Source organism: Pseudomonas viridiflava, from assembly GCF_900184295.1.
GTDB classification, from domain to species: Bacteria; Pseudomonadota; Gammaproteobacteria; order Pseudomonadales; family Pseudomonadaceae; genus Aquipseudomonas; species Aquipseudomonas viridiflava.
Genome location: NZ_LT855380.1, coordinates 6,058,034 through 6,084,982, shown reverse-complemented (window position 1 = coordinate 6,084,982; position 26,949 = coordinate 6,058,034). Strand labels below are relative to the sequence as shown.

Annotated in this window: 27 protein-coding genes and 1 pseudogene; 16 read left to right on the top strand and 12 right to left on the bottom strand. The window is 57.9% G+C overall.

What is annotated here, in order from left to right:
• The first annotated feature begins 3 nt into the window (after positions 1-3).
• From CFBP1590_RS27375 to glmS, 13 genes are all read left to right on the top strand, one after another.
• On the top strand, positions 4-876 hold the full coding sequence (locus CFBP1590_RS27375) for a ParB/RepB/Spo0J family partition protein (protein ID WP_004882443.1): 873 nt from the start codon (positions 4-6) through the stop codon (positions 874-876).
• A gap of 146 nt (positions 877-1,022) precedes the next feature.
• Positions 1,023-1,430 (top strand): F0F1 ATP synthase subunit I, encoded by a 408-nt coding sequence (locus tag CFBP1590_RS27370; protein WP_004882442.1) that lies wholly within the window; start codon positions 1,023-1,025, stop codon positions 1,428-1,430.
• 16 nt (positions 1,431-1,446) lie between these two features.
• Positions 1,447-2,316 carry a F0F1 ATP synthase subunit A gene (atpB, locus tag CFBP1590_RS27365; RefSeq protein WP_004882441.1) on the top strand — a complete coding sequence of 290 codons (870 nt, stop codon included), beginning with the start codon at positions 1,447-1,449 and terminating at the stop codon, positions 2,314-2,316.
• A gap of 139 nt (positions 2,317-2,455) precedes the next feature.
• Positions 2,456-2,713, top strand: coding sequence for a F0F1 ATP synthase subunit C (atpE, locus tag CFBP1590_RS27360; protein WP_002555987.1), 258 nt, complete (start codon positions 2,456-2,458; stop codon positions 2,711-2,713).
• A gap of 57 nt (positions 2,714-2,770) precedes the next feature.
• On the top strand, positions 2,771-3,241 hold the full coding sequence (locus tag CFBP1590_RS27355) for a F0F1 ATP synthase subunit B (protein ID WP_004882440.1): 471 nt from the start codon (positions 2,771-2,773) through the stop codon (positions 3,239-3,241).
• A gap of 12 nt (positions 3,242-3,253) precedes the next feature.
• Positions 3,254-3,790 carry a F0F1 ATP synthase subunit delta gene (locus CFBP1590_RS27350; protein WP_004882439.1) on the top strand — a complete coding sequence of 179 codons (537 nt, stop codon included), beginning with the start codon at positions 3,254-3,256 and terminating at the stop codon, positions 3,788-3,790.
• 21 nt (positions 3,791-3,811) lie between these two features.
• Positions 3,812-5,356, top strand: a complete 1,545-nt coding sequence (gene atpA / locus CFBP1590_RS27345; RefSeq protein WP_004882438.1) for a F0F1 ATP synthase subunit alpha — start codon at positions 3,812-3,814, stop codon at positions 5,354-5,356.
• Between the two features lie 50 nt (positions 5,357-5,406).
• Positions 5,407-6,267 (top strand): F0F1 ATP synthase subunit gamma, encoded by an 861-nt coding sequence (atpG, locus tag CFBP1590_RS27340; RefSeq protein ID WP_004882437.1) that lies wholly within the window; start codon positions 5,407-5,409, stop codon positions 6,265-6,267.
• 27 nt (positions 6,268-6,294) lie between these two features.
• Positions 6,295-7,674, top strand: coding sequence for a F0F1 ATP synthase subunit beta (atpD, locus tag CFBP1590_RS27335; protein WP_025996049.1), 1,380 nt, complete (start codon positions 6,295-6,297; stop codon positions 7,672-7,674).
• A 44-nt stretch (positions 7,675-7,718) separates the two neighbouring features.
• The gene (locus tag CFBP1590_RS27330) at positions 7,719-8,144 is read left to right on the top strand and encodes a F0F1 ATP synthase subunit epsilon (RefSeq protein ID WP_029241174.1); all 426 of its coding nucleotides are present in this window, start codon (positions 7,719-7,721) and stop codon (positions 8,142-8,144) included.
• A gap of 120 nt (positions 8,145-8,264) precedes the next feature.
• The gene (gene glmU, locus CFBP1590_RS27325; protein ID WP_029241173.1) at positions 8,265-9,632 is read left to right on the top strand and encodes a bifunctional UDP-N-acetylglucosamine diphosphorylase/glucosamine-1-phosphate N-acetyltransferase GlmU; all 1,368 of its coding nucleotides are present in this window, start codon (positions 8,265-8,267) and stop codon (positions 9,630-9,632) included.
• A 228-nt stretch (positions 9,633-9,860) separates the two neighbouring features.
• Complete coding sequence (locus CFBP1590_RS27320; protein WP_004882433.1) at positions 9,861-10,628, top strand: DeoR/GlpR family DNA-binding transcription regulator; 768 nt, start codon at positions 9,861-9,863, stop codon at positions 10,626-10,628.
• A 9-nt stretch (positions 10,629-10,637) separates the two neighbouring features.
• Positions 10,638-12,473 carry a glutamine--fructose-6-phosphate transaminase (isomerizing) gene (glmS, locus tag CFBP1590_RS27315; protein ID WP_029241172.1) on the top strand — a complete coding sequence of 612 codons (1,836 nt, stop codon included), beginning with the start codon at positions 10,638-10,640 and terminating at the stop codon, positions 12,471-12,473.
• Between the two features lie 171 nt (positions 12,474-12,644).
• Here the strand turns inward: glmS and CFBP1590_RS27310 are convergent, their stop codons facing one another.
• Positions 12,645-14,144 carry a Fic family protein gene (locus tag CFBP1590_RS27310; RefSeq protein WP_029244206.1) on the bottom strand — a complete coding sequence of 500 codons (1,500 nt, stop codon included), beginning with the start codon at positions 14,142-14,144 and terminating at the stop codon, positions 12,645-12,647.
• 402 nt (positions 14,145-14,546) lie between these two features.
• Between CFBP1590_RS27310 and CFBP1590_RS27305 the strand changes: the two genes are divergently transcribed.
• Complete coding sequence (locus CFBP1590_RS27305) at positions 14,547-15,206, top strand: hypothetical protein (protein WP_231500921.1); 660 nt, start codon at positions 14,547-14,549, stop codon at positions 15,204-15,206.
• 115 nt (positions 15,207-15,321) lie between these two features.
• On the opposite strand, the pseudogene CFBP1590_RS27300 reads toward CFBP1590_RS27305, so the two are convergent.
• Positions 15,322-15,588: pseudogene (locus CFBP1590_RS27300) on the bottom strand (efflux RND transporter permease subunit); the annotation flags it as partial.
• 88 nt (positions 15,589-15,676) lie between these two features.
• On the bottom strand, positions 15,677-16,090 hold the full coding sequence (locus CFBP1590_RS27295) for a VOC family protein (RefSeq protein WP_029244204.1): 414 nt from the start codon (positions 16,088-16,090) through the stop codon (positions 15,677-15,679).
• Positions 16,091-16,144: 54 nt separating this feature from the next.
• On the opposite strand from CFBP1590_RS27295, the gene CFBP1590_RS27290 reads away from it, so the two are divergent.
• Positions 16,145-17,068 carry a LysR family transcriptional regulator gene (locus tag CFBP1590_RS27290; protein WP_029244203.1) on the top strand — a complete coding sequence of 308 codons (924 nt, stop codon included), beginning with the start codon at positions 16,145-16,147 and terminating at the stop codon, positions 17,066-17,068.
• On the opposite strand, the gene CFBP1590_RS27285 is transcribed toward CFBP1590_RS27290, so the two are convergent.
• From CFBP1590_RS27285 to CFBP1590_RS27250, 8 genes are all read right to left on the bottom strand, one after another.
• Complete coding sequence (locus CFBP1590_RS27285; RefSeq protein WP_080922216.1) at positions 16,992-17,387, bottom strand: DMT family transporter; 396 nt, start codon at positions 17,385-17,387, stop codon at positions 16,992-16,994. The two genes, CFBP1590_RS27290 and CFBP1590_RS27285, sit on opposite strands and share 77 nt — an antisense overlap.
• A 288-nt stretch (positions 17,388-17,675) precedes the next feature.
• Entirely contained in the window at positions 17,676-18,716 is a 1,041-nt protein-coding gene (locus tag CFBP1590_RS27280; protein WP_029244202.1) for a FecCD family ABC transporter permease, read from the bottom strand.
• Complete coding sequence (locus CFBP1590_RS27275; RefSeq protein ID WP_029244201.1) at positions 18,713-19,672, bottom strand: ABC transporter substrate-binding protein; 960 nt, start codon at positions 19,670-19,672, stop codon at positions 18,713-18,715. Before CFBP1590_RS27275 ends, CFBP1590_RS27280 begins: the two co-directional genes overlap by 4 nt.
• 1 nt (position 19,673) lies before the next feature.
• A complete protein-coding gene (locus tag CFBP1590_RS27270; protein WP_058430812.1) occupies positions 19,674-20,453 on the bottom strand; it encodes an ABC transporter ATP-binding protein in 780 nt (259 codons plus the stop codon).
• On the bottom strand, positions 20,453-22,600 hold the full coding sequence (locus CFBP1590_RS27265; RefSeq protein ID WP_231991800.1) for a TonB-dependent receptor: 2,148 nt from the start codon (positions 22,598-22,600) through the stop codon (positions 20,453-20,455). The genes CFBP1590_RS27270 and CFBP1590_RS27265 overlap by 1 nt, the downstream gene beginning before the upstream one ends.
• A 180-nt stretch (positions 22,601-22,780) precedes the next feature.
• Positions 22,781-23,725: a methyltransferase gene (locus CFBP1590_RS27260; RefSeq protein WP_029244198.1), complete on the bottom strand. Its 945-nt coding sequence runs from the start codon at positions 23,723-23,725 to the stop codon at positions 22,781-22,783.
• A complete protein-coding gene (locus tag CFBP1590_RS27255; protein ID WP_029244197.1) occupies positions 23,722-25,173 on the bottom strand; it encodes an iron-containing redox enzyme family protein in 1,452 nt (483 codons plus the stop codon). The genes CFBP1590_RS27260 and CFBP1590_RS27255 overlap by 4 nt, the downstream gene beginning before the upstream one ends.
• Before the next feature lie 145 nt (positions 25,174-25,318).
• Complete coding sequence (locus CFBP1590_RS27250) at positions 25,319-25,804, bottom strand: CinA family protein (protein ID WP_029244196.1); 486 nt, start codon at positions 25,802-25,804, stop codon at positions 25,319-25,321.
• A gap of 242 nt (positions 25,805-26,046) precedes the next feature.
• On the opposite strand from CFBP1590_RS27250, the gene CFBP1590_RS27245 reads away from it, so the two are divergent.
• Positions 26,047-26,562: a DUF4142 domain-containing protein gene (locus CFBP1590_RS27245; RefSeq protein WP_004882392.1), complete on the top strand. Its 516-nt coding sequence runs from the start codon at positions 26,047-26,049 to the stop codon at positions 26,560-26,562.
• Positions 26,563-26,750: 188 nt separating this feature from the next.
• Here the strand turns inward: CFBP1590_RS27245 and CFBP1590_RS27240 are convergent, their stop codons facing one another.
• Positions 26,751-26,930, bottom strand: coding sequence for a hypothetical protein (locus tag CFBP1590_RS27240; protein WP_029244195.1), 180 nt, complete (start codon positions 26,928-26,930; stop codon positions 26,751-26,753).
• Positions 26,931-26,949: the final 19 nt, after the last annotated feature.

Genomic DNA, 26,949 nt, shown 5'->3' with positions numbered 1-26,949 from the left:
TCCATGGCCGTCAAGAAACGAGGTCTCGGACGTGGGTTGGACGCACTTCTGAGCAGTCCAACCGTCAGTTCGCTGGAAGAACAGGCCATCAAGGCCCCCGAACGTGAGCTGCAGCATGTGCCGCTGGACATGATCCAGCGCGGCAAGTACCAGCCGCGCCGTGACATGGATCCCCAGGCGCTTGAAGAACTTGCGCAGTCGATCAAGTCTCAGGGCGTGATGCAGCCGATCGTGATTCGCCCGATCGGCAACAACCGTTTTGAAATCATTGCCGGTGAACGTCGCTGGCGTGCCAGTCAGCAGGCAGGTGTCGAGACGATCCCGGCCATGGTTCGCGATGTGCCGGATGAAACCGCCATCGCCATGGCGCTGATCGAAAACATCCAGCGTGAAGATCTCAACCCCATCGAAGAAGCGATGGCGTTGCAGCGTCTGCAGCAGGAATTCCAGCTGACCCAGCAGCAGGTGGCCGATGCCGTCGGCAAGTCCCGTGTCAGCGTGGCCAACCTGCTGCGACTGATTGCGCTGCCGGAAGTGATCAAGACCATGCTGTCCCACGGCGACCTGGAGATGGGCCATGCACGTGCCCTGCTCGGTCTTCCGGAAGAAAGACAGGTCGAAGGAGCGCGACACGTTGTCGCACGCGGGCTGACCGTACGCCAGACGGAAGCACTGGTCAGGCAGTGGCTCAGCGGCAAGGAAACCCCTGCGGAACCTGCCAAAGCCGACCCCGACATCAGCCGCCTTGAGCAGCGTCTGGCCGAGCGTTTGGGGTCTGCGGTCCAGATCCGCCACGGGCAGAAGGGAAAAGGGCAGTTGGTGATCCGCTACAACTCGCTGGATGAGTTGCAAGGTGTGCTTGCTCACATCCGCTGAAACAATTGCTCTGTAGCGTATAGTCGGAAATCACTACCTGACTGTTGAATAGGGACTTAACCGCCCCTATACTCTGCGCGCATTTTGTCGGCACAAATTATGCCAAGTTACAGATGATGGCGACCGACAGCGAAGGAGCAAATGCGATGGAATCACGCATGCCAGACCGCTTGCCGTTTCATCGCCTGGCGGTTTTTCCGGTTTTGCTGGCTCAATTGATCGTCCTGCTGATAGCCGCGTTGGCGCTGTGGCAGTGGCGTGGAGTCGTAGCGGGATATTCGGGGCTCTGCGGAGGCCTGATAGCCTGGCTGCCCAATTTATACTTCGCTCACAAGGCTTTCCGGTTTTCTGGAGCCCGAGCCGCTCAAGCCATCGTCCGGTCGTTCTACGCCGGCGAGGCGGGCAAACTTATTTTGACGGCAGTGCTTTTTGCACTGACGTTTGCAGGCGTAAAGCCGCTGGCACCGCTGGCGGTTTTCGGAGTGTTCATGTTGATCCAGGTGGTCAACTGGTTCGCTCCACTGCTTACGAGAACAAGACTTTCGAGACCTTAGGGCGTTTGAGGCAACCATGGCAGAGCAAACAGCTTCGGGCTATATCCAGCACCACTTGCAGAACCTGACATTCGGGCACCTGCCCAATGGCGAATGGGGCTTTGCCCACACCGCAGCAGAAGCCAAGGAAATGGGTTTCTGGGCTTTCCACGTCGATACCCTCGGCTGGTCGGTTGCGCTGGGTCTGATTTTCGTTCTGATTTTCCGCATGGCGGCCAAGAAGGCGACTTCCGGCCAGCCGGGCGCCCTGCAGAACTTCGTTGAAGTACTGGTCGAGTTCGTCGATGGCAGCGTGAAAGACAGCTTCCACGGCCGCAGCGCGGTCATCGCGCCACTGGCCCTGACCATTTTCGTCTGGGTATTCCTGATGAACGCCGTCGACCTGGTACCGGTCGACTGGATTCCTCAGCTGGCGATGCTGATCTCCGGTGACGAGCACATTCCATTCCGTGCCGTTCCGACGACTGACCCTAACGCGACACTGGGCATGGCCCTGTCGGTTTTCGCGCTGATCATTTTCTACAGCATCAAGGTCAAGGGCATCGGCGGCTTCATCGGCGAACTGACCCTGCACCCGTTCGGCAGCAAGAACATCTTCGTTCAGGCACTGTTGATCCCGGTCAACTTCCTGCTGGAATTCGTGACGCTGGTAGCCAAGCCGATTTCTCTGGCACTGCGTCTGTTCGGCAACATGTATGCTGGTGAGCTGGTATTCATCCTGATCGCCGTCATGTTCGGCAGCGGTCTGCTCTGGTTGAGCGGGCTGGGTATCGTTCTGCAATGGGCATGGGCTGTGTTCCACATCCTGATCATCACCCTGCAAGCGTTCATCTTCATGATGCTGACCATCGTCTACCTGTCGATGGCTCACGAAGATAACCATTGAGATTCGCCTCCGGGCGTATCTGATGACCGTCCCGCAAACTGCGGGACGGTGCCCGCAAGGGCTGATGTAACAAACGATTTTGCTTTACCGCTTTAATTAAAAAAACCTAACCAATACGACGTAAAAGTCGGGAGGAAAGATGGAAACTGTAGTTGGTCTAACCGCTATCGCTGTTGCACTGTTGATCGGCCTGGGCGCACTGGGTACTGCAATCGGTTTCGGCCTGTTGGGCGGCAAGTTCCTGGAAGGCGCAGCGCGTCAGCCGGAAATGGTTCCAATGCTGCAAGTTAAAATGTTCATCGTAGCGGGCCTGCTCGACGCCGTGACCATGATCGGTGTTGGTATCGCTCTGTTCTTCACCTTTGCGAACCCCTTCGTTGGTCAACTCGCTGGCTGATCACTCGAATTTTCGAGTTGATTGGTGTGATGGACAACGAACGAGCGAGGTGTTGGCGTGAACATTAATGCAACCCTGATTGGCCAGTCCGTTGCGTTCTTCATTTTTGTGCTGTTCTGCATGAAGTTCGTGTGGCCTCCGGTCATCGCGGCTTTGCACGAACGTCAGAAGAAGATCGCGGATGGACTGGACGCTGCTTCCCGAGCAGCTCGCGACCTGGAGCTGGCCCAAGACAAAGTGGGTCAACAACTGCGCGAAGCTAAGGCTCAAGCAGCTGAAATCATTGAGCAAGCCAAGAAACGCGGTACTCAGATTGTCGACGAAGCCCGTGAACAGGCTCGCGTTGAAGCTGACCGTGTGAAGGCTCAGGCTCAGGCCGAGATCGAGCAGGAACTGAACGGTGTCAAAGACGCCTTGCGCGCCCAGTTGGGTAGCTTGGCAGTCAATGGTGCAGAGAAGATCCTGGGTGCCACAATCGATCAAAACGCGCACGCGGAGCTGGTTAACAAACTGGCTGCTGAAATTTAAGCGAGGGCGATCATGGCAGAACTGACCACGTTGGCCCGACCTTACGCTAAGGCGGCCTTCGAGCACGCGCAGGCCCACCAGCAACTGGCCAATTGGTCAGCCATGCTCGGCCTGGCTGCTGCGGTGTCGCAAGACGACACCATGCAGCGCATGCTCAAGGCCCCGCGACTGACGAGCGCACAAAAGGCCACCACTTTTATTGAAGTGTGTGGCGACAAGTTCGATGCCAAGGCACAGAATTTCATCCACGTCGTTGCTGAAAACGACCGTCTCCCGCTTCTGCCGGAGATCGCCGAACTGTTCGACCTGTACAAGGCCGAGCAGGAAAAATCGGTCGATGTGGATGTCACCAGTGCTTTTGCATTGAACCAAGAACAGCAAGACAAACTCGCCAAGGTTCTCAGTGCACGGCTCGGCCGGGAAGTGCGCCTGCATGCTGCGGAGGATGCCACCCTTATCGGTGGTGTCGTAATCCGCGCCGGCGACCTGGTTATCGATGGCTCAGTTCGCGGCAAAATCGCGCAACTAGCCGAAGCATTGAAATCTTGAGTTTGAAGGGGCAGCAGAGCAATGCAGCAACTCAATCCTTCCGAAATAAGTGAAATCATCAAGGGTCGCATCGAGAAGCTCGATGTAACCTCCCAAGCCCGTAACGAAGGCACAGTCGTCAGCGTGTCTGACGGTATCGTGCGGATTCACGGTCTGGCCGACGTAATGTACGGCGAGATGATCGAGTTTCCGGGCGGCGTCTACGGTATGGCGCTGAACCTTGAGCAGGATTCCGTGGGTGCCGTTGTACTGGGCGCTTACACGACTCTGGCTGAAGGCATGAGCGCCAAGTGCACTGGCCGCATCCTGGAGGTTCCGGTTGGTAAGGAACTGCTGGGTCGCGTAGTCGATGCACTGGGTAACCCAGTTGACGGCAAAGGTCCGCTGAACAACACCGAGACCGATGCGGTCGAGAAAGTTGCTCCAGGCGTGATCTGGCGTAAGTCGGTAGACCAGCCTGTACAGACTGGCTACAAGGCTGTCGATGCAATGATTCCAGTCGGCCGTGGCCAGCGTGAGCTGATCATCGGTGACCGTCAGATCGGTAAGACTGCTCTGGCCATCGACGCAATCATCAACCAGAAAGACAGCGGCATCTTCTGCGTCTACGTGGCAATCGGTCAGAAACAATCGACCATCGCCAACGTGGTTCGCAAGCTCGAAGAAAACGGCGCACTGGCTAACACCATCGTCGTGGCTGCAAGTGCTTCCGAATCCGCTGCGCTGCAGTTCCTTGCACCGTACTCGGGTTGCACCATGGGTGAGTTCTTCCGCGACCGCGGTGAAGACGCGCTGATCGTTTATGACGATCTGTCCAAGCAAGCAGTGGCTTACCGCCAGATTTCCCTGCTGCTGCGCCGTCCACCAGGCCGTGAAGCCTACCCGGGTGACGTGTTCTATCTCCACTCCCGTCTGCTGGAGCGCGCATCGCGTGTTTCCGAAGAGTACGTAGAGAAGTTCACCAACGGCGCAGTGACCGGCAAAACCGGTTCCCTGACTGCACTGCCGATCATCGAAACCCAGGCTGGCGACGTTTCCGCGTTCGTTCCGACCAACGTGATTTCCATCACCGACGGTCAGATATTCCTGGAATCGGCCATGTTCAACTCTGGCATCCGTCCAGCTGTGAACGCCGGTGTTTCGGTATCGCGTGTAGGTGGTGCCGCTCAGACCAAGATCATCAAGAAGCTCTCCGGTGGTATCCGTACCGCTCTGGCTCAGTACCGTGAACTGGCGGCATTCGCCCAGTTCGCTTCTGACCTGGACGAAGCGACCCGTAAGCAACTTGAGCATGGTCAGCGCGTTACCGAGCTGATGAAGCAGAAGCAATACGCACCAATGTCGATCGCTGACATGGCGCTGTCGCTGTATGCCGCTGAGCGTGGGTTCCTGACCGACATCGAAATCGCCAAGATTGGCAGCTTTGAACAAGCGCTGATTGCTTACTTCAACCGCGATCACGCCGATTTGATGGCGAAGATCAACGTGAAGGGTGACTTCAATGACGAAATCGATTCTGGCATGAAAGCCGGCATCGAGAAGTTCAAGGCCACCCAAACCTGGTAAGCCGCAGCGGGGGCCGGAAGGCTCCCGCTTGCTAACCTGATAGGTGTTACATGGCAGGCGCAAAAGAGATTCGCAGCAAGATTGCGAGCATCAAAAGCACGCAAAAGATCACCAGCGCCATGGAAAAAGTGGCGGTCAGCAAAATGCGCAAGGCTCAAATGCGCATGGCTGCTAGCCGTCCTTACGCGGATCGTATCCGCCAGGTGATTGGTCATCTTGCCAACGCTAACCCGGAATATCGCCACCCTTTCATGATCGAGCGCGAAGTAAAGCGTGTCGGTTATGTCGTGGTGAGCAGTGACCGTGGTCTGTGCGGCGGCTTGAATACCAACCTGTTCAAGGCTTTGGTCAAGGACATGGCGGTAAACCGTGAAAACGGCGTAGAGATCGATCTGTGCGTGGTTGGCAGCAAAGGTGCGGCATTTTTCCGCAACTTCGGCGGTAACGTCGTCGCTGCAATCAGCCACCTGGGCGAAGAGCCGTCGATCAATGATTTGATCGGCAGCGTCAAGGTGATGCTGGATGCCTACCTGGATGGCCGTATTGATCGCCTGTCCGTGGTATCCAACAAGTTCATCAACACCATGACGCAACAGCCAACGGTGGAGCAGTTGATTCCGCTGGTGGCAACCCCGGATCAGGAACTCAAGCACCACTGGGACTATCTCTACGAACCCGATGCCAAAGAGCTGCTCGATGGCTTGATGGTTCGCTACGTTGAGTCGCAGGTGTACCAGGCGGTGGTCGAGAACAACGCAGCTGAACAAGCGGCGCGGATGATTGCAATGAAGAACGCCACCGACAACGCCGGTGATCTGATCAGCGATTTGCAGCTGATCTACAACAAGGCGCGTCAGGCAGCGATCACCCAAGAGATCTCGGAAATCGTCGGCGGCGCTGCCGCGGTTTAACGGTTCAAATATTAGAGGAACCAGCTAATGAGTAGCGGACGTATCGTTCAAATCATCGGCGCCGTGATCGACGTGGAATTTCCACGCGATAGCGTACCGAGTATCTACAACGCGCTGAAAGTACAGAGCGCGGCAGAAACCACCCTGGAAGTTCAGCAGCAGCTGGGCGACGGCGTGGTTCGTACCATTGCGATGGGCTCCACCGAGGGCTTGAAGCGTGGTCTGGAAGTAACAGACTCTGGCGCAGCCATCTCCGTACCGGTCGGTAAAGCGACTCTGGGCCGGATCATGGACGTACTGGGCAACCCGATTGACGAAGCTGGTCCGATCGCCACCGAAGAGCGCTGGGGCATTCACCGTCCTGCGCCAACCTTCGCTGAGCAAGCGGGTGGCAACGATCTGCTGGAAACAGGCATCAAGGTTATCGACCTGGTCTGCCCGTTCGCCAAAGGCGGTAAAGTCGGTCTGTTCGGTGGTGCCGGTGTCGGCAAGACCGTAAACATGATGGAACTGATCCGTAACATCGCCATCGAGCACAGCGGTTATTCCGTGTTCGCCGGTGTGGGTGAGCGTACTCGTGAGGGTAACGACTTCTACCACGAGATGAAGGATTCCAACGTTCTGGACAAGGTTGCTCTGGTCTACGGCCAGATGAACGAGCCGCCGGGTAACCGTCTGCGCGTAGCCCTGACCGGCCTGACCATGGCCGAGAAGTTCCGTGACGAAGGTAACGACGTTCTGCTGTTCGTCGACAACATCTACCGTTACACACTGGCCGGTACTGAAGTATCCGCACTGCTGGGCCGTATGCCTTCCGCAGTAGGTTACCAGCCGACCCTGGCCGAAGAGATGGGTACTCTGCAAGAGCGCATCACTTCGACCAAGAACGGTTCGATCACCTCGATCCAGGCGGTATACGTACCAGCGGACGACTTGACCGACCCGTCGCCAGCGACCACGTTTGCCCACTTGGACGCAACCGTCGTACTGTCCCGTGACATCGCCTCCCTGGGTATCTACCCGGCGGTCGATCCACTCGACTCGACTTCGCGCCAGCTGGACCCGAACGTTATCGGCCAGGAACACTACGACACCGCTCGCGGCGTTCAGTACGTGTTGCAGCGTTACAAAGAGCTGAAAGACATCATCGCGATCCTGGGTATGGACGAGCTGTCGGAGACCGACAAGCAGTTGGTTAACCGTGCTCGTAAGATCCAGCGCTTCCTGTCCCAGCCTTTCTTCGTGGCAGAAGTCTTCACCGGTGCTTCGGGTAAATACGTTTCCCTGAAAGACACCATTGCTGGCTTCAAAGGCATCCTCAACGGTGACTACGACCACCTGCCAGAACAAGCGTTCTACATGGTCGGCGGCATCGAAGAAGCGATCGAGAAAGCCAAGAAACTGTAATCCCGGCGCCCGGAAACGGGCGCTAATCAGGTTGAGGCAAGCAAATGGCTATGACAGTCCATTGCGACATCGTCAGCGCGGAAGGGGAAATCTTCTCCGGTCTGGTCGAGATGGTGATTGCGCACGGTAACCTGGGTGATATCGGTATCGCTCCAGGCCACGCGCCGCTGATCACTGATCTGAAGCCGGGCCCGATCCGCTTGATCAAGCAGGGTGGGGAAGCCGAGGTGTTCTACATCTCCGGTGGTTTCCTTGAGGTTCAGCCGAACATGGTCAAGGTGCTTGCCGATACTGTGCAACGTGCTGGCGACCTGGACGAAGCCTCCGCTCAAGCAGCTGTAAAGGCTGCAGAGAAGGCCCTGAACGAGAAAGGCGCAGACTTCGACTACGGATCTGCAACTGCTCGTCTGGCCGAGGCCGCAGCTCAGCTGCGTACCGTTCAGCAAATTCGCAAGAAGTTCGGCGGCTAACCCCGCTGCTTCATGCGCGATTGAGAAAAAGGGTAGCCTCGGCTACCCTTTTTCTTTTTCCGAATAAGCCCGTCCCCGGCCGCTGGCTATGATTGCCGCGCCGCTCAGTTGGTAGTCCTCATGTCTCTCGATATCGTCATTCTTGCTGCTGGCCAAGGTACCCGGATGCGTTCGGCCTTGCCGAAGGTACTCCACCCCGTTGCGGGCAACTCCATGCTGGGTCATGTTATCCACAGTGCCCGCCAGTTATCCCCAAGCGGCATCCATGTGGTGATCGGCCACGGCGCGGATGTGGTGCGCGAGCGTCTGGCGGCTGACGATCTGAATTTCGTGATGCAGGACAAGCAACTCGGCACAGGCCATGCCGTGGCTCAGGCCGTGCCTGCACTGACGGCTGAAACCGTCCTGATCCTCTACGGCGACGTGCCCCTGATTGAAGTCGACACGCTGCAGCGTCTGCTCAAACTGGTTAGCTCTGAGCAGTTGGGTCTGTTGACTGTCACCTTGAATGATCCGACGGGCTATGGCCGTATCGTGCGCGACGAGCAAGGCCGGGTGGCTGCTATCGTCGAGCATAAGGATGCAACCGACGCCCAGAAGGCGATCACCGAAGGCAACACCGGCATCCTGGCAGTACCCGGCAAGCGTCTGGCCGAGTGGCTGGGGCGTCTCTCCAACAACAACGCGCAGGGCGAGTATTACCTGACCGATGTGATCGCCATGGCTGTGAACGATGGCCTGGTGGTTGCGACGGAACAGCCGTACGACGCCATGGAAGTGCAGGGCGCCAACGACCGCAAGCAGCTTTCCGAGCTTGAGCGTCACTACCAGTTGCGCGAAGCCCGCCGTCTGATGGCCGCTGGCGTCACCCTGCGCGACCCTGCGCGCTTCGACGTGCGCGGTGAAGTCAGCGTCGGTCGTGATGTGCTGATCGACATCAACGTGGTGCTCGAAGGCAAGGTCGTGATCGAGGATGACGTAGTCATCGGTCCGAACTGCGTTATCAAGGACAGCACATTGCGCAAAGGTGTTGTCGTTAAAGCCAACAGCCACATCGAAGGCGCGATTCTGGGAGAGGGCAGCGATGCTGGACCTTTCGCGCGTCTGCGTCCTGGCAGCGTATTGGGCGCCAAGGCGCATGTGGGTAACTTTGTTGAGCTGAAGAATGCCGTGCTGGGTGAAGGCGTGAAAGCCGGGCACCTGACCTATCTGGGTGACACGGTCATCGGAGCTCGCACAAACATCGGCGCGGGCACCATCACCGTCAATTACGACGGTGCGAACAAACACCAGACCACTATTGGCGAGGACGTCTTTATTGGCTCAAACAACTCTCTGATTGCACCTGTGGATATCGGGAGCGGCTCTAATACGGCGGCTGGATCAACAATCACTCAGAATGTGGATAAGTCCCAGTTGGCCGTCGGCCGAGCCCGCCAGCGCAACATCGACGGCTGGAAGCGGCCGGTCAAGATCAGGAAGGACTAGTTATCCACAGACCGTGGGAGGCGGCTTGCCGGCGATAGCGTCAGTTCAGTCACTGATAAGGTCGCCTGAAAGAATGCATCGCCGGCAAGCCGCCTCCCACGATCCTCTGTTTATCGGTAATTGCTCCACATGCCGAATGCCACAGTAAACTGCTACGACCCTTGACCAATCCCTTCAAATAGGTTTTGATTGCCTTCGTTATCTTTCGAATCGAAACTTAAGGTTCTCATGTCGAAGCGCAATACACCTCAACGTCGCCACAACATTCTTGCCCTGCTGAGCCAGCAGGGTGAGGTCAGTGTGGACGATCTGGCCAAGCGTTTTGAAACCTCAGAAGTTACGATCCGAAAGGATCTGGCCGCGCTCGAAACCAACGGTCTGCTGTTGCGTCGCTACGGTGGTGCAGTCACCTTGCCGCACGAACTGATAAGCGAAGGCGCTCAACCTGTCTCCAAATACAAACAGGCCATTGCTCGCGCTGCCGTTACCCGCATCCGCGAGCACGCGCGCATCATTGTCGACAGCGGCAGCACCACCGCAGCGATGATCCCTGAACTGGGCGCGCAGCCTGGCCTTGTGGTCATGACCAACTCGCTGCACGTCGCACGCGCACTGACCGAACTGGAACAGGAACCCGTCCTGCTGATGACTGGCGGGACGTGGGATCCGCATTCCGAATCCTTTCAAGGGCAGGTCGCCGAACAGGTGCTGCGCTCCTACGATTTTGATCAATTGTTCATCGGTGCCGACGGTATCGATCTGATCCGTGGCACCACGACCTTCAACGAATTGCTGGGTCTGAGCCGCGTCATGGCTGAGGTCGCCCGGGAAGTCGTTGTGATGGTCGAAGCCGACAAGGTCGGCCGCAAGATCCCCAACCTGGAGCTGCCCTGGAGCAGTATCCACACCCTTATTACCGATGATCGTCTGCCCACCGAGGCGCGCGACCAGATACAGGCCCGCGGCATCAATCTGATTTGTGCCGCTGTCAGCTAGGAGAGAACCATGTGTGGAATCGTTGGCGCAGTCGCCGAACGTAATATCACGGCCATTTTGCTCGAAGGCCTGAAGCGTCTTGAATACCGCGGCTATGACAGCGCAGGCGTGGCCGTTTTCACTAACGAAGGCACGCTCGAGCGTCGCCGCCGTTCCGGCAAGGTCAGCGAACTCGAGCAGGCTCTGGCCGGCGAACCTCTGGTGGGTCGTCTGGGCATCGCCCACACCCGCTGGGCCACCCACGGCGCGCCCTGCGAGCGTAACGCTCATCCACATTTCTCGGCCAACGAGCTGGCAGTTGTCCACAACGGCATCATCGAAAACCATGAAGCCCTGCGTGAACAGCTCAAGGCTCTGGGCTACGTGTTCTCGTCCGATACCGACACCGAAGTCATTGTTCACCTGCTGCACCACAAGCTCAAGGACACGCCCGATCTGGCGGCGGCCCTGAAAGCTGCGGTCAAGGAACTGCACGGTGCCTACGGACTGGCAGTGATCAGCGCTGCGCAACCGGACCGTCTGCTGGCGGCACGCAGCGGCAGTCCGCTGGTGATCGGCATGGGTCTGGGCGAGAACTTCCTCGCCTCCGACCAGCTCGCACTGCGTCAGGTCACTGACCGTTTCATGTACCTGGAAGAGGGCGATATCGCCGAGATCCGTCGCGACAGCGTGCAGATCTGGAGCGTCGACGGTCTGCCGGTCGAGCGTGAAGTCGTGCAATACCACGAAGGTGCCGAAGCCGCTGACAAAGGCGAATACCGCCACTTCATGCTCAAGGAAATCCACGAGCAGCCCAAGGTCGTGCAGCGTACGCTTGAAGGTCGCCTCGGCCAGCAGCAGGTGCTGGTCCATGCCTTTGGTCCACAGGCTGCCGAGCTGTTCGTCAAGGTGCGCAACGTGCAGATCGTAGCGTGCGGCACCAGCTATCACGCCGGTATGGTTGCGCGTTACTGGCTTGAAGGACTGGCCGGGATTCCGTGTCAGGTCGAAGTCGCCAGCGAATTCCGCTACCGCAAGGTCGTGGTCCAGCCGGACACCCTGTTCGTTTCGATCTCCCAGTCCGGTGAAACCGCCGACACCCTGGCTGCCCTGCGCAACGCCAAGGAGCTGGGCTTTCTGGCCAGCCTCGCGATCTGCAACGTCGGCATCAGCTCGCTGGTGCGCGAATCCGACCTCACTCTGCTCACCCAGGCCGGACCGGAAATCGGCGTAGCGTCCACCAAGGCATTCACCACCCAGTTGGTCGCCCTGCTGCTGCTGACCCTGTCGCTGGGCCAGGTCAAAGGCACGCTGGAAGAGGGCGTCGAAGCGCAACTGGTCGATGAACTGCGCCGCCTGCCAACCCGCCTGGGCGAAGCACTGGCGATGGACACCACCGTCGAGAAAGTCGCCGAACTGTTCGCCGAGAAGCACCACACCCTGTTCCTCGGTCGCGGCGCGCAATTTCCGGTCGCCATGGAAGGTGCGCTCAAACTCAAGGAAATCTCCTACATCCACGCCGAAGCCTACCCGGCCGGCGAACTCAAACACGGCCCGCTGGCGCTGGTCGACGCCGACATGCCCGTGGTCACCGTCGCGCCGAACAACGAACTGCTGGAAAAACTCAAATCCAACCTGCAGGAAGTCCGTGCACGCGGTGGAGAGCTGGTGGTATTCGCTGACGAACAGGCCGGCATGAAAAACGGCGAAGGCACCCACGTTGTCGCCATGCCACACATCATCGACGCCCTGGCACCGATTCTGTACACCATTCCGCTGCAACTGCTTTCGTACTACGTGGCCGTGTTGAAGGGGACGGATGTGGATCAGCCGAGGAATCTGGCGAAGTCGGTGACGGTGGAGTAGTTATCCACAGAAGCCGGACATCAGGTGGCTGTTCAGAATAAAGATTGCCACAACCTATTAAAGTTTGAAACAGCTCGAAAACCCCCGAAAATACGGGGGTTTTCTGTTTCTGGACCAAGCCGTTGGTTCGGATTAGCGGCTTCGCTTTGTAGTGGTCAACTGGTCGCTGGACTATTCGTCGTCAGACTCTGCGTAAGCTTCTGCCAGTAGGGCCTGGGCGTGACCTTCAAGGAAGTCGAAAACTTCCTCTTGGATATACCCGTTGTATTGCTTCCGCCGACCCTTTGATACGACCCCATTCTGATCTAAGCACTGCATAATCAGCTTACTCAAGAGGCTACCGCGCACGTCGTAGTTGTCATTAACCACCTTGAGCAACGTGTCGTATCGTTGCAGATACTCGGTTTCTTCCCTCAGTTCGACTTCCAATGCCCGCTTGGCCATTTCCAGCGTGAAGGCCACACACTCAGTCGCATCCCAGTAGCGATATAGGCTTGGGTCGCCGGTGAAGTTAAGCGACATGTTGTCGGCATCGATCCAACGAACGTCCCAGAATTGCCGTGCAGGTTTCGAGAAGCTCTGCAGAGCTTCTAAATAGCGTTGCTCCTCTCGTTTCATGGCGACGGAGACAGGAAGTAACAAACCGTTCTCCAGCGCACCGCTGCAGCACAATGCCTGGTGTATCAAGAAGCGCGACAGTCGCCCATTCCCATCCATGAAGGGGTGCAAGAAGACAAATCCGAATGAGGCAATGCCGGCGGCCACCAGCGGGTCAAGCTCCAAGGGAGCACGGTTTGCGAAGGCCATGAGTTCGACCATCAGCTCCCGGCAAAGATCTGGAGGAGGGGGTATATAGGTGACCCCCGCCGCTCCTCGAAAGGAGTTGGTCAGATGGTTTTGTTCATGCCGGAAGGCCACCGCCCATTCGAGTTGTTGGGAAATTGCATTGTTTTGCAGAGAGACCAAGTAGTCTTCGGTGAGCGGCTGGCGGTCATGTGCCTGGCGCAGTAATTGAACAAAACGTTCTGACTTCTGCTGGCTTGGTGCTTCCTTTTCAATCGCAAATGAGGAATCTGTTTCGCTCAGGTAAGCCCAGTTGATGGCGCGATCCATCATTTCCTTAGGCAAGGAAGCAATGAACTCTTTCGAACGCCCTAGAATGTCGTATTCAAGCAAGGCCTGGACCTCAGGCGTGCGTTCTACCGTCGCGCAATATTGGAGCGTCCCTAGCCCATTGAAGTCCACGCGCCAGCGGTTGTTTCGCACAGATGGGCCCGTGATGTACCGCTCAGGATCAAACAGCAGGACGCCGGGACCCCGAGGCTTGTCCGTGTAGTCGAGTAAAAGATCTGAATAGGCTTCCCAGAGGAAGCAGACTTTGCGGAGATAGCCGCTGCTGGGAGATTGAGTTATGGCCTCGACAAGTAGTCGACCATCAATACGAGGCAGAGCCTGCGCCAAAATAGAGAGGTTGACGCCCTCATGTTTGAGCGCAAAGATGATGTGGGCGAGAAAATCCCCAGCCTCCGGTGCAACCGCCTGCGGCACTGCAAGCGCGCCGCTGATCCGCTCAATGCGTGTGACTGGTTGAACGAGTGCAGGTTTCTTGACCCCGATAGCTTTCAGGCCCATCACATTGATCAAATGGGCGTAACCCACCAGATTCCCCATTGTTTTCCCCTGTCTCTGACCAGATTTTCTTAACCGAGCCAAGATTTTCTTAAAATATGCGTCGAACGCTCAGAAAATATTAACCGAAAATGGCCGTGCCTCCACTATTTTTGGGCTTTCCGCTTATCGGCGCGCCGGGAATCTGTGTAGTTGTCATCGGGTGTTGTTCTACTGGATGTATTACGGCACCGGTCTCTCAGCGTGGCAGCCTGAAGGTAGGCCCAGCAGCAAAAAAAGGGCTGAGGACGTGTTCTGTTTCGCGTCCTCCCATGCCCAATTCTCGACTGCTCGGCTGAGCAACTTACACAGGGTTGCAGCTAGAGTCGCAATCCCAACGAAAATGAAAATGGACGTTCCCCAGTGGTAAGCATTTTCCTCAAAGCTTTTCTAGCGACTGTCTGTATGTTCTCAGCGATCACAAACGCTGCCGAACTCAATCTGTCCGCCGAAGGCGAATCGCTCTACTTCAAAGCGTTACCTTCTCTGGAAAAGATTGATGAGCTGAACAATGAAATATTCAGTGTCCGGGACGAGTTGTCCGCCAACGAAAAATTCCCGGATCAAAAAAGAGAGGAAGTGAAAACCGAGCTCCAGGGACTTCTAAAAGAAGCATTGCCTTTGCTCACGCGTTCTGCCGAGGAACTCAACCCGGCTGCACAGTATCGACTGGCCGTGATGGTCTCGAATTTCGAATCTGGCCAGCAGGCTGCCGAGAAAGTCTGCACCCTCCTCAGGTCTAGCTTTAGCCAGAGTTTTACCCCGGCAGGCTTGCAGATGCTTTCGTACTGCTTCGATGAGGTTAAAACACCTGAATTCCGGGCGCTCGTCGATGCTTTACCTGACGATGAAACGCTGTACGGCAAGTATTACCCACAACCCGCGATGAGGCCAAGTTGCGATAAGGGCAGTCGCTCTCGCAGCAACCCGATTGTCTGGATCGACGAGAGAAGCTTTCGCGCCAATTTCTATATGAGCTATGCAACTCAAATGTCGAGGAAAAACGATGGACAGGAAAGACTCCGCTATCTCAAGAAAGCCGCTGAGCATGGGTGCAACAAATAGGTACCGGGAGGCTCGGCCGCCAGCTCGCGTTGCCGGACGATAAACTGCGGGCTTTTCTGGCGTCGCAACAGCAGCCAGCCAAAGGAAGGCGCCAACTTCCCCCCGCTCCAAAAAATCACACCCTACTCAATTCACCCGCAGCTCCCTCACCCACCGATCTGCCCCTCTGCGACAACACCGTATAAATCGCAGGCAGTACAAACAGCGTGAACAAGGTCCCTGTCATCATGCCGATGACGATCACCAGACCCAGGCCGAAGCGGCTGTTGGCGCCAGCGCCTGATGCGAACAGCAATGGGATAAGGCCCACGACCATTGCGGCTGTGGTCATCAGGATGGGACGCAGGCGGATGCGTGAGGCCCTTACGATGGCTTGGGCGGATGTGCTACCGCTGAGGGCGATCAGCACATAGGGATGGCGCTTCACTGCACCGACGTAAATCATCAACGTTCATCCTTGACTCAATGGTTCAGTAGATTGGCCAGCAGCCAGGGGTCAGAAGCTCGATCAGGTTCTCGTCCGGATCGCGGAAGTAGATGCTCGATCCGCCCTTTGGCCATTCCGTACGGCCCTCTATGGGCACGTCAGCCTGATCGAGACGTTCCACCCAGGCGTCCATCTCCCGGGCGTCTATAGCAAAGCACACGTGTATGCGTCCGCTCGCATCGTGTGGCGGAATTTCCCCACCGCTCAAGTGTTTGGTTTCCAGCGAGGTACCGCGCTTAAACAGCAGCAGCGTGTTCAGACCTCCGACGTTCAGGGCGACCAGTACGCTGCTTTCAACCATGACTTCAAGGTCGAGCGTGTTGTAGTAAAAATTCTTGGCTTCTGTAAGATCTTTCACATAGAGCGCCGTCTCAATGATCCTGTTGAGTCGTGGCATGTGTCGCTCTCCTTTTTTGAGACAAAGAAACCCCTCGGGTTTGGAAGGCCATGGATGGTGAATGTCTTGTTGCGCAACATCGATTTGAATCTGTTGGTGGTGCTTGATGCCTTGCTGACAGAAAAGCACGTCACCCGCACGGGCGAGCGTCTGCACCTGAGTCAACCTGCAATCAGCCACTCCCTGAGCAAACTGCGCAGCCTGCTCGACGACCCGATCCTGATCAGGAAGGGCAACGAGGTGTACCTGAGCGCGCTGGCGCTCAACATCCAGATGCCCGTCAAGGAAGTGCTGAGCCAGATCGAGACCCTGTTCGGCAACTCCATTGCCTTCGAACCTGCCAGCTCGCAACGTACCTTCAATCTGGCAATGTCCGACTACGGTGCAGCCATCGTGTTGCCCAGGCTGCTGGTGCGCATTCGCAAGCAGGCTCCCAACACCACCGTCGTCGTGACGCAGGGCAGCCGCCCCGGCATGCTTGAGCAGATCACTCAGGGCAAGATCGATCTGGCGCTTGGCGTGTTTCCCGGTCTGCCCGCCGACATCGCCCAGTCCACGCTGTTCGAAGAGACATTCTCGTGCCTGCTCGACCGCAAGACGCTGCCATCCAATGGCGTGCTCGACCTGGACAGTTACCTGATGCGTCCACACATTTCCGTGTCCATGGATGGAAGCATCGGCGAGATCGATAACCTGCTGCGTGCTCAAGGTCTGCATCGGCGCATCGCTGTCAGCGTGCCGCACTGGCGTACGGCGCCCCGGATGATCAGCCAGACCGATTTGATCCTCACCGTCGCCACCCGCACGCTGGATGAGGCGGAGGTGGACGACACGCTGATCAAGCTCAGCCCGCCGCTGGCCATACCGCCGTTTCCGTTCGTGCAGATCTGGCACCACCGCTTCAACGAAGACCCTGCCCATAAGTGGCTACGCGAACAGGTCGAACAGGTGGCGTCTCATCGAGACCCCGCCGGCTGAGTCGGGCGCAGACGCAGGCGCAGGTCCGGTTTAGCACGGACTTTGGCGCCATCAACAGGGCAGTGGTTATGTAGAAAGCGCCAGCTATCCCGCCCAGCCAGACCCACCAGGGCGTGCCTTGCAGCGCCATGAGGCCCGGACGCTGGACCTTGAAAATCAACATCACGCCAATCACGGCGATCAGACTGACGATCAATGAAACCGTAGTCGCCAATAAAGGATGTCCCAGGGCGCCGCCCAATCTTGCATTGGTCCCCGCCTGTAACGGAACTGCAAAACCGGTTGCCAGACTTAGAGCAAAAGCAGTCACTATATTCATCAGACAGGTTCCTCTTTTTTTCAGTGTTACCCAGCCGGGCGCGCACTGACCAATTCTCAGTTCTGATGGGCGGTATGAGTGAGGCTTATTAAGTGGTGGCCTTTGGCTAGGAACTAGCCGAGCACCTGATGAGCCCTGAACGGGCTCTGGCGTGAGCGTCATTGAGTCGTGGTGTTGCCGCATAGTCATACTTTTCTGTTATTGGTTCATCGACTCATCTTTAAACAATGGAGCACGCTTGCGGTAATGAGGTGGAATCGTCGCAGGCCCTCTTGATGAGCCGCTGCCTCAACCCCGCCTCATCATAAAAATAAAAAACAGCCCGCCCAGCAACGCCGTCGAGATCCCGATGGGCAGATCTTCAGGCGCAATCAACGTGCGCGATACCACGTCCACCCAGACCATCAGCAGCGCGCCCAGCAGCGTTGCAACCGGCAGCAACCGTCTGTGTTCCGAGCCCACGAGGCGTCTGGCGATGTGCGGCACCATCAGGCCGACGAAGCCGATGGAGCCGCACAGGGCGACGAGTACGCCGGTCATCAGCGAGGCGATCAGGAACACCAGCAACCGGACATTGCGCACTTGCAGGCCCAGGCTCACGGCGGTCTGATCGCCTGCCATCAGGGCGTTCAACGCGCGGCCGAGTCCCTGAAGCAATATCCAGCCTGCCAGCACGGTCACCGATGGCACTGGCAGCAGTTCCCAGCGAGCAAGGCCAAGGCCGCCCAGCATCCAGAACAGCACGGAAGAGCTGGCGCGGTGATCGCCCAGAAACAGCAGCAGGTTGGCGATGGCCATCATGACGAACGACACGGCGACGCCGCTCAACAGCAGGCGCTGGCTGTCGAGGCGGCCGTTTCGACTGGACAGCGACAGCACCAGGATCAGGCTGGCGAGCGAGCCTGCAAATGCGGCGAGGGGCAAGGTCAGCATGCCGAGGATTTCGCCGACGTGCATGACCACAATCACGGCACCGAGTGTGGCGCCCGAAGTGGCTCCCAACAGATGCGGATCGGCCAGCGGATTGCGGGTCACGGCTTGCAGCACGCAGCCTATGAGCGCCAGACCTGCGCCTGCCAGAGCGCCCAGCAACACACGGGGCATACGGATCAGCCAGACGATGGTCTCTTGTCCTGCCGTCCAGAGGTGTGGCTCATGACCGACGCCTGACAGTTTGAGCGTCAGGATGCCGATGACCTGCTCCAACGGCACAGGCGCTGCGCCGAAGGTGACAGACACCAGGCACGAGATCAGCAGCACAACTGTGAGAGCGATCAGCAAACCGGTGTAGCGGCTCCGCCGTTCCGTGAGCCACTGCGACAGGGTCATCGCGCCACGTCGTGAAAGGCCGCCGCCAGAGTCTCGATGGCTGCGACGTTATCGATGCCCGGTGTGACGGCGACGTAGGGCAATACGACGTAGCGCCTGTTGCGAACCGCATCGACGGATTGCAGGGCCGGGTTGTTTTCCAGAAATTGCCGCTTCTGTGCGGCGCTGACTTCGCCATAGTCGACGATCACGATGATTTCGGGATCGCTTTGCACCACCGACTCCCAGTTCACGTGAGTCCAGCTGGCCGCGACATCGCCCATGACATTGCGTCCGCCCGCTGCGTTGATCAGCGCCTGCGGAATGGCCAGACGCCCGGCAGTCATGGGCCGGTCTTCGCCGCTGTCGTACAGAAAGACTCGTGGAGGCGCTTTGTCTGCCAGTTGCTCGTGGACCCGACTCACCCTGCTCTGCATGTCGGCCACCAGCGCTTGTGCCCGGTCCTGAACATTGAATATGCGACCCAGATTGAGCAGGTCGTTGTACACGTCATCCAGCGTTGCTTCGGCGCGAGGCATGATCTGCGCGCAGGATTCGGTCAGCTCGTAGGTCTGAATGCCCAGCGTAGCGAGGCTCTGCGGCGTGACATCGCCGCCGACCCGCATGCCGTAGTTCCAGCCGGCGAAATAGAAATCGGCGTTGGCGTTGAGCAGGTTTTCCACGGACGGGTATTTACTGGACAACTCGGGCAGCGTGCCCAGATCGTGCAGCAGCGCGGGATCGGGTTTGTTCCATCCGGTGATGCCGCTGTAGCCCGCCATGTGGGATTGCAGGCCCAGCGCGACCATTATTTTGGTGAGGTTGACGTCGTTGCTGACCGCGCGTTGCGGCGCAGCGTTGAATGTCACCGAGCGGTCGCAGCTTTGCACGGTGACCGGATAGTTCGTGGCTTGCGCGTGCACCATCGGGCTGATCGCTAGTGCGGCCAGGGTCAGCCAGTTCAACAAAGGCTTCATTTCAGGGAATCCAGGTGATGCGTGGGTAATCACGCAGAGGATGGCAATCGACCAGCGCCTTGGCGCCGAACACGCTGAGCAGCAGATCCGGGGTCAGTACGTCCCAGGGCGTGCCCTGGGCAACCAGCCGACCGTGATGCACCACATACAACCGGTCGCAGAATGCCGCCGCCAGGTTCAGGTCATGAATGCTGGCCAGCGTCGCCACGCCGAGCTGTCTGACCAGCCCCAATAGTTCGAGTTGATGACGCGGATCGAGGTGGTTGGTCGGCTCGTCCAGCACCATCAATTGCGGTTGCTGGACCAATGCACGGGCCAGCAGACAGCGCTGCTTTTCGCCGCCGGACAGCGTGTCGAAACGATGCTGTTCATAACCTTCCAGCCCGACGGCTTTAAGCGCTTGCTGAACGATGGCGCGGTCTTCGGCACTGTCCGCTGCGAAAAACCCCTGATGAGGTGCGCGCCCCATCGTCGTGACATCCAGCAGCGTCAGGCCGAAGGCGTCGGGAAACTCCTGAGCAACCACCGCTACATGCTGCGCGCACCAGCGCGGGCTGCGGCTCCAGATGTCATGGTTGGTCAGCGTGACGCTGCCGCTGTGCGGGCGGCTGTAGCGGAACGCGCAGCGCAGCAGACTGGTCTTGCCGCTTCCATTGGGACCGATCAGCCCCACGAACTCGCCTGCGGCAATCTGCAGGTCGATGTCCTTGAGGGCGAAGTGTTCGTGGTCGCAGACAGACGCTTGTTCCGGCGCCCAAGCCAGGTTCTTCAGGGTAAGCATCAGAAACTCATGTCCGCAGTGACGTACAGGGAGCGCGGCTCCCCGAGGATCCATTGCTGGCCCTCGTTGTACTGACTGGCCGCGTACTGACGGTCGAACAGATTGCGCACCTGCAGACCCAGCGTGGTAGTGCGCAGCGCTTTCCACGAAAGACTGGCGTCAGCCACGGTGTAGGCGGGCAGCTCACGGGTGTTGGCGATATCGGCGTATCGACTGTCGACATAGCGCAGCCCGCCGCCGATCTGCAGCGCGCTGCCGAGCTGTTTGTCGAGCCAGAGGTTGGCCGTGCGTTTCGGCACATCGACCGGTGCGTTGCCGTCACGCGACACGGCCACACCCGCAACGCTCTGATCAAACTGATCGTAGCGAGCACGCACGAAGGCTGCGTTGGCGGTCAGCGTCCAGTCCTGCGGCAATTGCAGCTCCAGGCTCGCCTCCAGTCCGTTGGAAGACTGCTGGCCTACCTGTTGGGTAAGATCAGGATTGCCGGCATCAGTGGTGAGCAGCTTCTTCTTGACGATGTGGTAGGCGGCCAGCGTCCATTCCAGACGCTCATCCCACAGCGCCTGTTTGAAGCCGATTTCCGATTGCCGGGCGGTGGCCAGATCGAATTGCTGCTGGCCCGGATTGAGTGAAACCAGGCTGCCGACGCCGTCGGTGCTGGTCGAGTATTGCGCGTAGGTCGAACTGGTCGGGGTCAGTGCGTAGACCAGGCCGACTTTCCAGTTGTTGCCGATCAAGTCCTTTTCGGTGTGGCTGTCGTCACGCAACGCGTTGCGCTCGATATTCACGTAGTCGCGCCGTACGCCCGTGATGATTGATAACTGATCGGTCAGCAGGGTGCGGTTTTCACCGAAGACCGACAGCTGCCGAGTTGTACTTTTGAACAGCTCGGAGTAGGGCGACGCGCTCTGGAAACGGCCGGATGCGGGGTTTTCGATGTCGATCGGATCGCCGGCCGGGTTTACGTCGTCATACGGCGAATTGTTGGTCAGCTTGAAGCGGATGCGGTTGACGTCCATGCCCAGTACGCTCTGACTTTCAAGGCCTGCCAGGCTGTGCTTGAACGTGAAGGTCTGGCGATCGCCTACCTGTTCCTGATTGTGTTTGATGCTGAAATAGCCGCTGCGCGACAGTTGCTGTGTGGCGGCATCCCAGTTGTAGTTTTCAGCGTTCTGCCAGCGTCGGTGCGATGTCAGGTAATACAGCTCGTTGGATGATGTCACCTGATCGGAAATCTGCCAGTCAGTGGTCAGCCGCGTCCACTGATCGTCGTAGCGTTGCACGTCATTCTGGATGTTGTAGTTCTTGTCCCGCAGACCTTCGTGGTAACGGCCGTTGATCATCGGCACGCCAAAATAATTCATCGGGCGCTGTCTGCCGCCGTCGTGGGCGAGGGTGTAGGACAGGGTGTCACTGGCCTGCCAGCGCAATGCTCCGCTGAAGAAAGTGCTGGCCGAATCTCCGCGATCCACCCAGCCGTTGCTGTTCAGCTGGTTGATGTTCAAGCGGTAGCTCACCTGATCGGACAACGAGCCGCCGCTGTCGAGTGCCGCCTGGCGGCTGTCGTAAGAACCGTAGCCCAGGCGAAGGTGGTTCTGGATCTCGCCTTCGAAGGGTTTCTTGGGAATGACGTTGATCACCGCACCCGTCGCGCCTTCGCCGTAGAGCACCGAAGCCGGGCCGCGCAGTACTTCGATGCGATCGATTGCCCACGTATCAACCGGCATCGTGACAGTGCCCATGGCGCTGTACATGCGGCTGCCGTCATACAGCTGCATTACCGATCCCTGTCCCGTAAAACCTCGAGCTGACAACGCTGTGCCGCCATCACCCGGTGTACCGATAGCGGTAATGCCCGGGCTGCGCGCCACGGCTTGCTGCACGTTGGCGTCGCCCCGGCTGCGCACCTCATCGCCATCAAGCGAACTGGTGCTTGCCGGAGTCTGCAAGGCTGTCATTTGCAGGCGTGATCCGGCACCGGTCACGGCGTCCAGAGCGTTACTTTCTTGCTCGTTGGCGGTGGATCTGATCGTGGACGGAGCAAGCTCTATCTGTTCTGAAGCGTTGCTGTAAGCGGCGCTGCTGCCTGCCAGCAGACACAGGCTGGCGGCTGCGGTTCTGGACCGTGAAAAGGAGCGGATCATGGAGGGCGGGTCGCTCAGGGAAACTGCGTTTGAGGAAGGTGCAAGTGTTATAACATAACATTTAGCGACCGTTCGTCCACGTTTTTCGATGCCCTGAAAGCACGATGCCCGAACAGGGTTCGGGCATCGTGTGGGTATATCAGGCTCCAAAGACCGCTTCAGGCTGTGGATAAGTTTGCTTCAGCCTCGGCGTGTCACGATCAATTCGACCGCCGCAATACGCTCGGCCTCTTCGTAACCTTCCTCAAGCAATTCTTCGCCGAACACATCCGGGTCCAGCTCGCGGTACGTCCAGGTCAGTTCGGCGTGATCGATAGCGTCTTTTACGGCTTCGAAAAACGGATCCCGCTCGCCGGTCATGGCGACACCGGTATACAGCAGCAGCGAACCCCCGGGGGCGAGGCGGTCGATGGATTCGTGCACGATACGCACTGAAAGGTCCGCACCCAGCGAATCTCCACCATGACGATAAGCACGTTTCTGGGTGTCTTTCATGTAGGGCGGGTTGGCCACGATCAGGTCGAAGCTGTCAGTCAGGCCGGTGAGGATATCGCTATGGCTGCACGTCAGATTTTCAATGCCCGCGATGGCGGCGTTGACCTGCGCAAAATGCAAGGCTCTGGGGTTGATATCCACCGCGTGAACCTGCGCATCAGGACGCGCCTGTGCAATGAGCAGCGCGCCTGCACCCGTGCCACAACCGATGTCCACCGCGCGTTTTATAGAGTGCGATGTGCGTTGCAGATGGCCCTTGATTGACTGTGCAAAACGGTACGTGTCTGGCCCGAAAAATACCGAATCTTCATCGTGAGTCGGGTAAGCGGAATGCACCAAAAGCAGATCATCCAGGCTCGAAAACCTGACCCGACTTTTCAGGCCGTCCTCGCTGCGCTGCAGAATCCCGGCTTCCAGAAGACCCTGGGCTTCAGAGGCTGGCAGCATGGACTCGGGAATGATCCGGCTCCAGCCGAAGACATCACGCAGCGAAAGGGCCGTGCGATTTTCCGGGCGTTCGTTGACGCGCTGGTGAGTGAGTGGCGTCGGGGTGATGAAGCGATAACCGCCCGCCGCCAGTTTTTGGGCGAGGGTGGCCAGTGCCGTGCGGTCCGGCAAGGTCAGGCTCATGCTTGAACTCCCGTCATGCGCTCGGCCATGTGCGAGACGAACAGGCGTGTGGCGTACAGACCTGCGGCGCTCGAATGGCGGGCGGGCGACAGGCTTTCGATCAGCAAGGGCATCTTCTCCGTTGCAGCCACGGACTCCAGTTTCAGGTGCAGTTCGCGCACGTCCGGATCGGCGTCCGCTGCGGCATCACTTGCCTGTGCAGGAACAGGCTGGCCGCTGCCCGGCAAGTTGCGGAACCTTGAACGAAACGCTTCGGGCAGACGCTTGCCTGTGCTGGGCTGGGCGCTGCCGTCTGGAAGCCAGTCACCGGCGATCCAATCGTGCACCAGTTGTTTTTCGTAGCCGTTGAACACGCCGAACATCGGTGCACCGACACCTTCAAACAGTTGCCAGAAACGGCTATGGATCGGGTCTTCGTGGCGCTTGATCCAGCCACGGTTTTCCAGAACGCCGAGGAACTCGGGAATCTGATCGGGGCTGGCGAGCCATTCGTTGACGGTCTTGCCATCCAGGCGGCAGTAGTCGGAATGCATGTGCTGGCCGAAGGTGCGTTTGCGCTCAAGCATGGCGATCACTTCCTGCTCCAGATCGAACGACTGGATGACGGCCGATGAACCGATGCCCAGCTCATTGAGCTTGTAGCCGCTGGCGACCCGACGGTAGAACGCGTCACGCTCCTGGCCCATCGGCAACAGCGCCATGACGCTCTGCGCAGCTTTACGGGCATGGCCGGTGCTGGCGTTGTCGATCGTCACGTGCAGGGTGAAGTAGTAAGGATCGATGCCCAACTCGTTCAATTCGAACGAGGTAATGAGCAAGTGCAACGGCAGCTGTTCATAACCCAGGTTGTAGCCAATCACTTCGGGAAGAAACTCATCGCCCGAGTGCCCCAATGCCAGCTGGATGGCGCCTTGCAGGTAGGCTTCGTCTTGCAGCGGTACGTTGGTGTCGCAGTCCAGATCGGCCAGCAGCTTGCGGTACAGCGACACATGATTCTGCGCCTGCTCGCCATCGCCCAGCTCTTCGAGGTAGGTGCGAATCAGCCCGTGAAAACGGTAGTCCGCCCAGTGCGGCAGCAGACCATACAGCCAGGCGCCATCGACCAGCTTGGTGGGCGCGACCTGCTGGATGAAATACATCGCATGGGCTTTGTTCTTGAAGAAACGGCGCGGCTGACCTGAGCGGCGCTGCTCCAGATAAGTCGCGTATTGCTCGGCGACCTGGCCGACGTTCTGCTCGATCCAGTGTTCGAGCGCTTCCGGCTGCGGTGGCAACTCGCAATTTTCCCGGTCTGCCATCGCAAGGCAGTGTTCAAGAAAAGCGACTGCCTCGTGCCGCGACTCGTCAGTGCTCTCACTCAACAAGGACTGATAGACAGCCTTTGATTCTTCTTCCACTACAGTCGGTTTGACGACAGTGTTACCTGTCATCAGCTGAAGAGACGTCATAAAAATCGTACCTCGGCAGTTGAGAGTCACGAGAGAAGCGGTCGCACGAGACTTTCTGTTGTTCTATTGAAAAAAGAGTGCCGGGCCGTTTGGAAAATTCAGCGTTTTTTGTCTGTGGCCGATGGGTGGCGTTTTGCTGGTCGAATCAATTGCATTGCCGATGAAACGCCGGAATGTGCTCAAGCGCGTATAACGCCGCCTGATGCTGGACCGATTCCCTGTCTCCCTGAAAGCGATGCTGGAGACTGACGATGTGCTGCTGCCCGTCCTTCACAAAACCCCAGGCGAAGCAGACGGTTCCGGCGGGTATGCCGTCCACATCGTCAGGACCGCAGATGCCCGTGGTCGCGACAGCCACATTTGCAGGGCTTTCATGCAGCGCGCCTTTCACCATCTCCCGAGCGACCTTGCAACTGGTCAGATTGAACTGCTCGATGGTCTCGGGTTTGACGCCGAGCACACGTTGTTTGGCCTCGGGGGAATACACCACATAGCCGCACTCGATCCGCGAGCCGCTGCCGGGAATCTGTGCCAGCAGCGTGACGATCTCGCCTGCTGTGCAGGATTCGGCAGTGACGAGTAACAACTTTTCATTGTGTAGATAAGACACCACGTCTTCGACGATCTTCATGCTTGAACCTGCCGTCCTTATTGTTCTCTCGGGACGCGCTGTTTGCCGCCCGGTGACTTGCCTGTGGACAGAGCAGGCGTAGTCCCGTTCCGAAAAACCGACATGTCACCCGACCAGTTGCAACTTGATTGACGGCGCGCAGGCCGACGGTCAAAAAGGCTGAACGCAGATTTTCGAGAGGGGTCGTAAAAGTCGTGTCGTCATCGACGACGTATCTGGCCCATAAAAAAGGATGACCGAAAATGACCAACTATTTTCGTATGAGCGCTCTTGCTGTGATGCTGTCGCTGGGTTCGCAGGTGGCCTTGGCCGCTGATGACTCCGCAGACTTTGTAGATAACGCTGCTGCCAAAGGCATTGCAGAGGTTGAAGCGGGCAAAATGGCCCAACAGAAAAGCGCCTCAGCGGATGTGAAAACATTCGCCGAGCACATGATAAAAGAACACACAGAAGCCAATGAGCAGCTGAAGAAAATCGCTCAAACCAAAAAGCTTGAAGTGGCGGACGACGCCATGCTGATGGACAAGGCGAAGGCGATGATTCTCGATTTGCGCGACGAGTCGTTTGATAGGTCCTACGCAAACAATCAGGTCATGGCGCACGAGCAAACCATCAAACTGTTCAAGGAACAGGCGGCTGAAGGGACCGACCCTGATGTGAAAGCGTTTGCAGAAAAGACACTGCCGACGTTGGAAAAGCATCTGACAGAAGCCAAAAAACTGGCCGCCGCTCACGGCGGTGACGCTGCCAAACAGTAACGTTTGCAGTGATGCCGCATGACCGGGACCTCTGTTGAGGAACTGCGTCATGCGGTTATTTGATACGGTTCCTGATCAGCCATTAATAACTTTTCTTTTGATCCATAAAAAACCGGCGCAAGGCCGGTTATTTTATTGACTTGAACATGCCTCGCCGTTAAACGAGGCCGTTCATCGTGATGGCAGCGTTATCGACTCGGTAAGTTATTATCCAGCAGCGACGCAACACCGAAAACTTTGGTGGCCATCACTACTTGAAAACCTCGACGGGCCAGACGTGCCTCTGCATCAAAAGATTGAAGTCCTTTATCAAAGACGGCGTTGCCCATCTCTATCTTCGTCGTGACACGTGTACGGTTTGTTTTCATGATGCTCATCCTCAATAAC

Coding starts and splice junctions, on each gene's coding strand:
- CFBP1590_RS27375 (WP_004882443.1), top strand. CDS start 4: ATGGCCGTCAAGAAACGAGGTCTCGGACGTGGGTTGGACGCACTTCTG.
- CFBP1590_RS27370 (WP_004882442.1), top strand. CDS start 1,023: ATGGAATCACGCATGCCAGACCGCTTGCCGTTTCATCGCCTGGCGGTT.
- atpB (WP_004882441.1), top strand. CDS start 1,447: ATGGCAGAGCAAACAGCTTCGGGCTATATCCAGCACCACTTGCAGAAC.
- atpE (WP_002555987.1), top strand. CDS start 2,456: ATGGAAACTGTAGTTGGTCTAACCGCTATCGCTGTTGCACTGTTGATC.
- CFBP1590_RS27350 (WP_004882439.1), top strand. CDS start 3,254: ATGGCAGAACTGACCACGTTGGCCCGACCTTACGCTAAGGCGGCCTTC.
- atpA (WP_004882438.1), top strand. CDS start 3,812: ATGCAGCAACTCAATCCTTCCGAAATAAGTGAAATCATCAAGGGTCGC.
- atpG (WP_004882437.1), top strand. CDS start 5,407: ATGGCAGGCGCAAAAGAGATTCGCAGCAAGATTGCGAGCATCAAAAGC.
- atpD (WP_025996049.1), top strand. CDS start 6,295: ATGAGTAGCGGACGTATCGTTCAAATCATCGGCGCCGTGATCGACGTG.
- CFBP1590_RS27330 (WP_029241174.1), top strand. CDS start 7,719: ATGGCTATGACAGTCCATTGCGACATCGTCAGCGCGGAAGGGGAAATC.
- glmU (WP_029241173.1), top strand. CDS start 8,265: ATGTCTCTCGATATCGTCATTCTTGCTGCTGGCCAAGGTACCCGGATG.
- CFBP1590_RS27320 (WP_004882433.1), top strand. CDS start 9,861: ATGTCGAAGCGCAATACACCTCAACGTCGCCACAACATTCTTGCCCTG.
- glmS (WP_029241172.1), top strand. CDS start 10,638: ATGTGTGGAATCGTTGGCGCAGTCGCCGAACGTAATATCACGGCCATT.
- CFBP1590_RS27310 (WP_029244206.1), bottom strand. CDS start 14,144: ATGGGGAATCTGGTGGGTTACGCCCATTTGATCAATGTGATGGGCCTG.
- CFBP1590_RS27305 (WP_231500921.1), top strand. CDS start 14,547: ATGTTCTCAGCGATCACAAACGCTGCCGAACTCAATCTGTCCGCCGAA.
- CFBP1590_RS27295 (WP_029244204.1), bottom strand. CDS start 16,090: ATGCCACGACTCAACAGGATCATTGAGACGGCGCTCTATGTGAAAGAT.
- CFBP1590_RS27290 (WP_029244203.1), top strand. CDS start 16,145: ATGGTGAATGTCTTGTTGCGCAACATCGATTTGAATCTGTTGGTGGTG.
- CFBP1590_RS27285 (WP_080922216.1), bottom strand. CDS start 17,387: ATGAATATAGTGACTGCTTTTGCTCTAAGTCTGGCAACCGGTTTTGCA.
- CFBP1590_RS27280 (WP_029244202.1), bottom strand. CDS start 18,716: ATGACCCTGTCGCAGTGGCTCACGGAACGGCGGAGCCGCTACACCGGT.
- CFBP1590_RS27275 (WP_029244201.1), bottom strand. CDS start 19,672: ATGAAGCCTTTGTTGAACTGGCTGACCCTGGCCGCACTAGCGATCAGC.
- CFBP1590_RS27270 (WP_058430812.1), bottom strand. CDS start 20,453: ATGCTTACCCTGAAGAACCTGGCTTGGGCGCCGGAACAAGCGTCTGTC.
- CFBP1590_RS27265 (WP_231991800.1), bottom strand. CDS start 22,600: ATGATCCGCTCCTTTTCACGGTCCAGAACCGCAGCCGCCAGCCTGTGT.
- CFBP1590_RS27260 (WP_029244198.1), bottom strand. CDS start 23,725: ATGAGCCTGACCTTGCCGGACCGCACGGCACTGGCCACCCTCGCCCAA.
- CFBP1590_RS27255 (WP_029244197.1), bottom strand. CDS start 25,173: ATGACGTCTCTTCAGCTGATGACAGGTAACACTGTCGTCAAACCGACT.
- CFBP1590_RS27250 (WP_029244196.1), bottom strand. CDS start 25,804: ATGAAGATCGTCGAAGACGTGGTGTCTTATCTACACAATGAAAAGTTG.
- CFBP1590_RS27245 (WP_004882392.1), top strand. CDS start 26,047: ATGACCAACTATTTTCGTATGAGCGCTCTTGCTGTGATGCTGTCGCTG.
- CFBP1590_RS27240 (WP_029244195.1), bottom strand. CDS start 26,930: ATGAAAACAAACCGTACACGTGTCACGACGAAGATAGAGATGGGCAAC.